The sequence below is a fragment of the Polaribacter marinus genome (assembly GCF_022662535.1).
Lineage (GTDB): Bacteria > Bacteroidota > Bacteroidia > Flavobacteriales > Flavobacteriaceae > Polaribacter > Polaribacter marinus.
In genome coordinates, this window is sequence record NZ_JAKQYM010000022.1 from 1 (window position 1) to 8,433 (window position 8,433).

Consider the following 8,433-nt stretch of genomic DNA (forward strand, 5'->3'; position numbering starts at 1 on the left):
AAACCAACAAAGAAAATGATTTTATAAAATAGTTTTTTTTGTTTTTTCGTCATTTTGGGTAAATGTTTGCCAACGGTTTTGTGTATGATTTCGTTGCGTGTTTTAAGCACCTAATTTAGCAAATAAAAACTTAATAGAAAATCCGCGAGGATTTTCGTAAGTAGGCTAGAACTAGCAATAAATTATATACGGTGTTGTATTAAGTACTTTATTCAAATGACTGAATCTTCAACTTTTCCAAAAATACAAGAAGATATCTTTAAATTATTAAAAGGTAAAGATTATTTATCTGCTAAAGAAATATTGCAAGAATCCTTAGAAATTCTTGAAGTTAAAGCTAAAGTTCTTTAATTAACTTTGTTATTTCGGTTAATGATATATGAGCTATAATAGAGTTTTCTTTGTCAAATTTAATATAGACTTTATTTTGTGTTTTTTCTCGTATATACTTTATTTGTTCAACAAAGATTATAGTCCTTTTTTTAGTATTACTACCTGTTATTAATTCGATTGTTTTCATAGTTATTTGTTTTAGTGCTGTTTTAAATTATATATATTATGATTAATTATTTAATTTCTTTTTTTGTTTGGTTTGATAAAAAATCTGAAAACCCTAAAGTTCAGTTTTATACAAGTATTATTGCTTTTATTTTTTCTTTATCAATTCTAGTAAAGCGGTTATTAGAATAGATAATATAGCTAAATAAAATCCCCATTTACCATACTTAAAACTTTCAATAGTTCCTTTTCTTATAATTTCTTCTTGTGTTTCTTTTCTGATTTCTTTCTTTTTTTTATTTTCATAACTTTTTAATTCCTTTTCTAAGTAGTTCAACCACCCATTATCTTCAACTAACTCTTCTCCAAATTTAGATATATAACACATCTCTCCATCAATACTAATTAACCCTTTACTTTCCATATACTCAGAAAGTAGTTCAGTTCGTACGTCCCAATTTTCTATTTGATTACCATCTTCATTTATAAATTCAGATTCATACATTCGTTTACTTTCTTTTTCGTATAATACTTTTAAATTTATATCAGTTAGAGTATCGTATCTTTTCATTCTTTTCCTTTTCTCTATTAGTATATTCTTTTGTATTTAATACAACGGTCTCGGCTATGAGTAGTTGCGTGGGTTTGCACTTAACTTTACAAGTACACACCAAACTGAAAATCCGCAAGGATTTTCAGAAGTAGGCGAGAACAAGCAATTACTTATAGCCATTGTTGTAGGTAGTTTTTTTACAGTTATTTTTTAATAATTCAATTCCTCTTTTCTGTCCAAGTTCTGATAATTCATTCCAATCTTTACAGGCTAATTCCAGTTTTCCAGTTTCATAGTAAATAGCAGCTCTGTTATAAAGCGCATCTATGTTTTTTGGGTCTAACTCATAACTTTTAGTAAAGTTTTTAATAGAACTCTCATAATCTTTATTATGATAAGACCTTATTCCTTTATTGAAATAATCTCCAGCTTTTTGAATTACTCTTGTGTCTCCACCATAAAAATGGTCTAATTGATAGAAAGAATCGGTAAAAAATTTCATTGAAATTCCACGAAATGTTTTTGTTTTTTCGTCTTTTAATACGAATGGCATTTCTAGCGTATCAAGGTGTTTGAATTTATTTAAATTCCAAAGTCTATATGATTTGTTTATCACTTTTTTAATTCTCTCAATTTTACTTGAGTCATTTGTGTTAGTGTAATTTATTGAGGTACTTATATTTTTATTTTTTAAATCTATTGTTATAATTCCTTTAGCTTTAAAATTGCTGTGTTTTTTCTTAAAAGCTTTGTTCAGTTCAAGCATTAAACTCGACTTTAAAGTTGGTGTATAAAATTCATTTGCAACTTGATTTTTACTTTCTCCTTTTTCCTCTTTAATTTCATTGAATAATTTTTGTTCTTTAACAAAATAGAATCTCTTTAATTTATCGTTTTCCATTCCGTTTATTCTTTCACAGAGAATCAGTGTGTCATTTTTTACTCTTTCTATTTCGTAGCCAGAAGTTGAAGATGTCATGATAAAGTTCTGATTTAATGAGAATGGAAAACAAACCTCATTTACTCTATGAGTTGGATTTCCATTAGTACACATTTCCAATTTTTTGAAAGTGTAATTAACGTAAGAAGAGTCAGTCAAGAAACGGTCAATTAAACTACTGCCGTCTTTCATCTCAATCTTATATTTTATCCAATCTCCATTCAATTCCGAAATATTGACTTTTTGACAATACGATTTGATTGTAATTAAAAGGAATAATAAAAGTATGTTTTTCGTCATTTTTTAAATTACCTACAACGTGTTTTTGTATGGAAAGTTGCGTTTTAAGTCGACGGCTATTTTCCGCAGGAAAATAGGAGTTGACAAAAATGTAACAAACCTTGATTAAGCCAAATTTAGCAATTTTTTATACAAGGTGTTGGGCTTTCGTTTTTTTTCGTTCTTAATTATTCAATTTTCTCCTTTTTCTCATAAGTTGAACTTAATATATATTCTCCGTTTTCTTTAATGTAAAAACTTTGTTCATTTTCTTTCTCAAATTCTGGACTTAATTTAAATTGTCCTTTTTTCCAATTTTCAATAATTCTTTCTGTTGAAATTACTATTTTCTTTGATTCAATCATTTGCGAAGGAAATTTATTCCAAGGTAAACTATAAGTTGCTTGTTCATATTTTATTGCAACTGAATCTCCATATATTTCTTTAAATAATTGAGGAAATTTTTTATTTTTTAAAGGTAAAAAATAATTCGTAAAAGGATTAAATAAAAGTGGATTCAAGAATTTTGAACCTGCAATTTCTCCATTTTTCAAAGGAGTAATATATATTCCTGTTCCACAACCAAAACCTCCAAAAGGAATAGAGTCAATTTTCCCATTTCTATAAACTAAAAAGTTTTCTCTAATTCTTGAATTAGGTTCTCCCCAAGTTACATAATAGAATTTTTCATTTGTGTTATTTCTAAAACCTAAATAAACAGAATCTAATTTTTCAAAATCTTTCGGATTTGAAATCCATTCAATTGGTCTTTTGTTTTCTTTAGAAACATTTTGCCACGAATTATCCCAAAAATCTCTCCAGGGAGTTTCTTCATTTGTTTTGTACATAGATTTAGCTATAAACAAATCAAAAAAAGGAGTTTTCTGATATGGTTCATTCTTAAACTCATTAAATTTCCAAAATATTATTCCGATTGGAATAATTAGGATAAAAAAAAATGTAATAATTATCTTCTTTTTCATTTTTTGAGTTCGAGTGAGAAATGAAGCCCAACGTTTATGTGTATGGAAAGTTGCGTGCTTGTGTGCGAGGATTTTCCGAAGGAAAATCAGAAGCTAGCAAGCAAAGCAACTAACATTGTTTAAGCTAAAAATAGCAATTTTTTATACACGGTGTTGGCAATTGGCTTTATTCGTTTACAACTTCATTCAAAAAACTCATTAAATTAATTTTCGCTGAATTTTCATTTCCTTCTTCGCTTAAATTAAATTCAAAATAATTTTCTTGATTATCAAAACGATATTCCGCTAAATACATATCACAGATACAAATTTTGTCTTCTTTAGTCGGGTTTATGTTTTCTTGTAATAATTTTTTATTGATAAACTTTAAAATTTGTTCTTTTTTTAAATTTAGATTTTGCTTTTTTCTCAAACTTTGAAATTCAGGTTTGTCGCTATATTCTTCTAACAAATATGTATATCGAATAGAACTCCATTCTTTTCCACTTCGTTTTATTTCAATTAATTCCTCAAATACAGCTCCGCCTTCTGGAAATCTCCAAATTCTCATAATTTCATCAGAGTCAGAAAAGTCAAAAACACCAAATTTTCGCAAATCATTTGGAATAGTTTTAAGCTTACTCACCTTTTTTTCAATTTGAGCAATTTCCGTTTTTAATTCTCCTTTATTTAATTCAGCGTTTGATTGGTTTTTACAGGAAACCAAAGTTAAAATCAGAAGTAATATGTTCAATGCGTATTTCATTTTTCAGCTTGTTGCCAACGGTTTTGTGTATGATTAGTTGCGTTGATTTAAGCACCTAAAATACTAAATAAATACCGAACGAGGAAATTTCGAAGGAATTTCACAAGTGAGCTGAAACCAGCAATTAATTATACACGGTGTTGGCAACTGGCTTTTATTTTTCATTTGTATTAAATTCAATCAGATATGGAATTAATGGAACTCCTTGCGTGTTTCTAAAACCTGAACCAACAATTATTTGATATTTTTTCGATGGTTCTAATTTTTCAATTCCAAAACTTACCGATTTACTATCTTTTGAAAAACCAATAAATTCCTTAATTCTTACTACATTTTCTTCACCAAGCGAACCAAGTTGAAAATTTCGAAAACGAGTATCCATCTGTTGTGAGAAGTTAATTGTTAATGTTTTAATATTCGTTTTAACATTCAAACTTTCATTTTTAATTTCTCCTAAACTTATTACACTTGGGCGTTTATTTTCGAAAACTTCTTTGTAGGTTTTAAGTGGTTTACTGAAATAGTTAGATTTTTCTACAAATTCAATTAACTTGTTTTCATTATTGTAATCTAACTGAATCATTTGCTCGATAGCTTTCTGTTTGTCTTCCGAAGCATTGTAATATTCTTCACAAATTTTATATCCAACATAATATGCTAAATCACGCATTCCGAACTCATTATTAGCACTGTTCCAAATCCAGTTGTTAACATTTGGCGAAAACATTTCGAGTTCAAATTTAGATTTAATTTTAGCATCATTTTCTTTTCCAAACTGAATTTGAGGATTTGGTGATCTTGTATTTAATGCTTTTTCTGCTAAAAACTCAGCCACACCTTCTAAAACAGTTTGAGCTAAAAGATTATTCCCGATTGTAGTTTTTTGTTGCGTATGAATATACTCGTGAATATTTAAGAATACAAGATTTTCACCTGGTTCAGAGTCAAAATAATTTCTTAAATGAGAAAGATATTCTGGAAACTCTTCTGTAGGTGTTTGCTTGTCAGTAAAAGCCAATTCTGTACCAATAAGCACTAAACTATCCATAGTTGTCCCACTGCTTCTTAAAGCTCCTACAGTGAAATATATTTTGGCTGGTTTTACTTGTGGATAGATTGATTTTAATTTATCAACACCAATTGAAAGTTCTTCATCAATTGTTTTGGCTTTTAAAGTATTTTCTCGAATAGAAGTCCAAAATTTAGGAAAATTATTAATCGTGTTGAGATATTCTTTCTCTGAATAATTTCTTGCTTGTATCATCTTTTTTTGACCTTCGGAAGCTTTATCAAGAAATAATGTTTTTAATAATTTAATTTGCTGAATAGTATCTTTTGTTGCATTTATTTTATCGTAAGCATTCCAAAAATTATCAATATCAGAAGTGATGATATTATCGTTTAAGTTATCAATTTTTTGATTACATCCCAATAATGTAAAAATTAAAAGTACTATTGAATAAATATTTTTCATTGATTAGTGTTTCTTTAAAAGACAATGTTTTTTGCATTTTGTTACAGTTGTTCGTTTAGCTTGTTGCCAACGGTTTCGTGTATGAATAGTGCGAATACGCAATACCGTAAGTTTCGTAAGGGAACAAATAAAGTAAGGTCGCACTATGCATAGTAACAGCACAAAGTAAGCATTATTTATACACCGTGTTGTATGCAGTTATTATTTTTTCGCATGAGTAGTAAATCGGATGAACTTTTGGTTAAAAAAATAAAGTCAATTGACAAAAAAACCCAAGAGATTGCAAATTTTAGTTTTCCTTTCGTAAACTACAATTATCATTCAGGTATGATCGATGAACTAATTGAGGCTACTGAAAGTTTAATTGAAGATGCAAAAGACTATTTAGAACACTTAAATTCTATCTCTACTGATAGTAGAGAGTAATTTCGGTTTTCCTGAATTTGTTACATTCCAACACTTTAGTTCAATAACATTTTCGTCTGGGTCAACAATTATAATTTCTTTTACTAAATATTTTTGCCCTTGCCATTCGATTTTTTGTTCAACTTCTGTTCGGTATTCTAAAACAACGTTATCATGTCTTTCACTTGTCTTTCTAACGGTTATTATGTAGTTCATTTTTTAATTTTATGATTTATAATACAAAAATTATTGATAAATAAATTATTGAATTAAATGAAGAAGTTTTAAAACTCTTTAAATAAATCTTTATTCTCGCTTCTAAACTTATCTATCTTTTGTTTAATTGCATACAACGGTTTTGGCTAGGCTTTGTGCGGGCTAGAAAATCGGCCAGATTTTCGAACACGGACTAAGCCGAAGCTTTTTGTTTGGATTTGTTTCTTTGGTTTCATAAAGCCAAATCAACAAGATTTGGCGACTTAGTAAATATACACAAAACTTTGAAGTTAGCACAAAACCCGCATGAAGTTTAGCCAGTGTTAGGTAACGTTTTTTATATTTTAGATAATAATTCAGCTTTTTTTGTTTTGAATTCTTCTTCTGATAAAATTCCTTTTTCTTTCAATTCCGAAAGTTGTTGTATCAATTCAGGGATTCCTTTTTCACTCTGATTTATTACGTTTTTAACAGGTTCTGATTTTCCAATTTTTGAATTAACATATTCTGCAAAACTATTTATATCTCCACTATTTATCCATTTCATTTTAGCATTGTTTCCAGAGGCAAAAAAAGAAATAGAATGTCCCATTAAACCTTTCGATTTTTCTATCGATGAAATATTTTTAAAAGGAAATGATTCCAAGTCATAACCAAATAATTTTTTAGCATAAAATACAATTCGGTTTTCTGTAGCAATAAAAATTCCATTTCTAATAGAATCTTTTCCCATTAATTTTATTTCATATGTTCCATAAATAGATGAGTGAATTGTTTCTCCGTTATCTAAATGTTCTTTAACTAAAATGAGTGATTTTTTATAATTAGCCATAATAATATTTATGCTTTTCTTGTGAGTTAATTTTTCTGATAAATGTTACCTAACGTGTTTGTGTATGATTTCGTTGCGTGTTTCAGTAACTAAATTAATAAACTAAAACGAACCAGAGGAAATTCCGAAGGAATTTCCAAGTAGGCGAGTACTAGCAATGAATTATACACGGTGTTAGCTACTGGCATTTTTTATTAATTCTATTATTTCATTACTGTTTCCAGCTGATTCAATTATTATTTCATTAAATTCTTTAAAATCAGATATTCCAATTCCACCTTCAGGATTCAATTTTTGTTTGTTATCTAGTTCCAATATGAAATTGAAGTCAGAACAATTAGCAATTCCTTTTTTTTCAGATAAAGACTGAATATTTGATTTATATAAATTATAATTTTCATTAGGAACTAAATCTCCAATTATTCCCCCCATACTTTCGTCTGAAATTTTGAGTTTTGTTATTCCAACAAATTTTGTATTTATATAAACTTTAGCTTTCATTAATCTTTTCCGTCTATTGATATTTTAACAAGTTCAATTCCTATTTTTAAACCTAAAAGAATATTTATTGTTTCTTCATCTGCTGAAATAATTATTAATTTATAATCTTTTTTTCCTTCAGAAAATTCTACAGTTTCTATTTCCGAAATTCTCAAGGTCAACGAAAGTCCTAAATTTAAAGTGATATTAACAAACCAATTGACTTGCATTGTTCCTTTTTTAATTTCACCAATCATATAGAATTCATTCCTTCTCTTGATTGCAAAACTATCAATAACTTCAAATTCTCCTTGTTCAGTTTGGGTGTTCATTTTGCTTGTAGCTAACGTTGTTGTATAAGCTTTGTTGCGTTGTTTAAGCAGTGAATTTAGTAAATAAAACACGAACGGCGAAATTCCGGAGGAATTTCCCAAGTGAGCTAAAACTAGCAATAAAGTTTATACGGTGTTGCCCACAGTTTTTTTAACGACTTAAAGTTCCAATTATAAATTCCCATATTCCGTTTAATATTTTTTTCGAAGTTGGTAAAGGCTTTTCTTGATTTGGGTCTTCCAACCAAAATCCACAAACATTACAAATGACTTCATCTTTGTAAGTTACACGACCTCCAATTGCGTCCCAAGTAGCAATTTCGTCTTTAATTCCAATTCCGCCACCAGTATTTGTCCATTCCACTTTATTAATTCGAACTTTTTCCGAATAACACCTTTCACATCTTTTTTTTCCATCGTTCAATTTTGATTTTGGATTTTCAGAAATTAGTTTGTTAATTTTTGATTCATTAAAATTTCTTTCAGCCAGATATTCTTTTATTCCAGATTGCGTAACTTTCATATAAGTCAGAAGTTTGAATTTTGCAAAATATGCTAATTCATAATCATCTAATTCATTTAGAAAGTTTCTTATTCGGCTCATTTCGTAAATTGTGGGCAACGAGTTTGTGTTATTGAAAGTTGCGTTTTACGTGAACGGCTATTTTCCGCAGGAAAATAGAAGTTTACAAAAAA

Annotated in this window: 12 protein-coding genes; 2 read left to right on the forward strand and 10 right to left on the reverse strand. The window is 28.4% G+C overall.

Going from position 1 to position 8,433, the window contains the following annotated elements:
• The first annotated feature begins 216 nt into the window (after positions 1–216).
• Positions 217–351: a hypothetical protein gene (locus MC378_RS15405; protein ID WP_274704134.1), complete on the forward strand. Its 135-nt coding sequence runs from the start codon at positions 217–219 to the stop codon at positions 349–351.
• Positions 352–646: 295 nt separating this feature from the next.
• Here the strand turns inward: MC378_RS15405 and MC378_RS14735 are convergent, their stop codons facing one another.
• The 5 genes from MC378_RS14735 to MC378_RS14755 form a co-directional block, all read right to left on the reverse strand.
• A complete protein-coding gene (locus MC378_RS14735; RefSeq protein ID WP_242179549.1) occupies positions 647–1,069 on the reverse strand; it encodes a hypothetical protein in 423 nt (140 codons plus the stop codon).
• A 148-nt stretch (positions 1,070–1,217) separates the two neighbouring features.
• Positions 1,218–2,291, reverse strand: coding sequence for a tetratricopeptide repeat protein (locus tag MC378_RS14740; protein ID WP_242179551.1), 1,074 nt, complete (start codon positions 2,289–2,291; stop codon positions 1,218–1,220).
• 167 nt (positions 2,292–2,458) lie between these two features.
• Entirely contained in the window at positions 2,459–3,253 is a 795-nt protein-coding gene (locus MC378_RS14745; protein WP_242179552.1) for a hypothetical protein, read from the reverse strand.
• 166 nt (positions 3,254–3,419) lie between these two features.
• Positions 3,420–3,998, reverse strand: a complete 579-nt coding sequence (locus MC378_RS14750) for a hypothetical protein (protein ID WP_242179554.1) — start codon at positions 3,996–3,998, stop codon at positions 3,420–3,422.
• A 154-nt stretch (positions 3,999–4,152) separates the two neighbouring features.
• Complete coding sequence (locus tag MC378_RS14755; protein ID WP_242179556.1) at positions 4,153–5,472, reverse strand: gliding motility protein GldB-related protein; 1,320 nt, start codon at positions 5,470–5,472, stop codon at positions 4,153–4,155.
• Between the two features lie 213 nt (positions 5,473–5,685).
• Between MC378_RS14755 and MC378_RS14760 the strand changes: the two genes are divergently transcribed.
• Positions 5,686–5,898: a hypothetical protein gene (locus MC378_RS14760; RefSeq protein ID WP_242179558.1), complete on the forward strand. Its 213-nt coding sequence runs from the start codon at positions 5,686–5,688 to the stop codon at positions 5,896–5,898.
• Here the strand turns inward: MC378_RS14760 and MC378_RS14765 are convergent.
• The 5 genes from MC378_RS14765 to MC378_RS14785 all read right to left on the reverse strand — a co-directional run bounded on the left by MC378_RS14765 (position 5,866) and on the right by MC378_RS14785 (position 8,341).
• On the reverse strand, positions 5,866–6,093 hold the full coding sequence (locus MC378_RS14765; RefSeq protein ID WP_242179560.1) for a hypothetical protein: 228 nt from the start codon (positions 6,091–6,093) through the stop codon (positions 5,866–5,868). The genes MC378_RS14760 and MC378_RS14765 overlap by 33 nt on opposite strands.
• 337 nt (positions 6,094–6,430) lie before the next feature.
• Positions 6,431–6,925, reverse strand: coding sequence for a PH domain-containing protein (locus tag MC378_RS14770; protein ID WP_242179562.1), 495 nt, complete (start codon positions 6,923–6,925; stop codon positions 6,431–6,433).
• Between the two features lie 174 nt (positions 6,926–7,099).
• Entirely contained in the window at positions 7,100–7,426 is a 327-nt protein-coding gene (locus MC378_RS14775; RefSeq protein WP_065318110.1) for a hypothetical protein, read from the reverse strand.
• Entirely contained in the window at positions 7,426–7,737 is a 312-nt protein-coding gene (locus tag MC378_RS14780; RefSeq protein WP_242179564.1) for a hypothetical protein, read from the reverse strand. Before MC378_RS14780 ends, MC378_RS14775 begins: the two co-directional genes overlap by 1 nt.
• Positions 7,738–7,888: 151 nt before the next feature.
• Complete coding sequence (locus MC378_RS14785; RefSeq protein WP_242179566.1) at positions 7,889–8,341, reverse strand: hypothetical protein; 453 nt, start codon at positions 8,339–8,341, stop codon at positions 7,889–7,891.
• Positions 8,342–8,433 lie beyond the last annotated feature (92 nt).

Bases quoted from the DNA above. Each gene is read 5' to 3' on its own strand.
- MC378_RS15405 (WP_274704134.1), top strand. From the start codon at position 217: ATGACTGAATCTTCAACTTTTCCAAAAATACAAGAAGATATCTTTAAA.
- MC378_RS14735 (WP_242179549.1), bottom strand. From the start codon at position 1,069: ATGAAAAGATACGATACTCTAACTGATATAAATTTAAAAGTATTATAC.
- MC378_RS14740 (WP_242179551.1), bottom strand. From the start codon at position 2,291: ATGACGAAAAACATACTTTTATTATTCCTTTTAATTACAATCAAATCG.
- MC378_RS14745 (WP_242179552.1), bottom strand. From the start codon at position 3,253: ATGAAAAAGAAGATAATTATTACATTTTTTTTTATCCTAATTATTCCA.
- MC378_RS14750 (WP_242179554.1), bottom strand. From the start codon at position 3,998: ATGAAATACGCATTGAACATATTACTTCTGATTTTAACTTTGGTTTCC.
- MC378_RS14755 (WP_242179556.1), bottom strand. From the start codon at position 5,472: ATGAAAAATATTTATTCAATAGTACTTTTAATTTTTACATTATTGGGA.
- MC378_RS14760 (WP_242179558.1), top strand. From the start codon at position 5,686: ATGAGTAGTAAATCGGATGAACTTTTGGTTAAAAAAATAAAGTCAATT.
- MC378_RS14765 (WP_242179560.1), bottom strand. From the start codon at position 6,093: ATGAACTACATAATAACCGTTAGAAAGACAAGTGAAAGACATGATAAC.
- MC378_RS14770 (WP_242179562.1), bottom strand. From the start codon at position 6,925: ATGGCTAATTATAAAAAATCACTCATTTTAGTTAAAGAACATTTAGAT.
- MC378_RS14775 (WP_065318110.1), bottom strand. From the start codon at position 7,426: ATGAAAGCTAAAGTTTATATAAATACAAAATTTGTTGGAATAACAAAA.
- MC378_RS14780 (WP_242179564.1), bottom strand. From the start codon at position 7,737: ATGAACACCCAAACTGAACAAGGAGAATTTGAAGTTATTGATAGTTTT.
- MC378_RS14785 (WP_242179566.1), bottom strand. From the start codon at position 8,341: ATGAGCCGAATAAGAAACTTTCTAAATGAATTAGATGATTATGAATTA.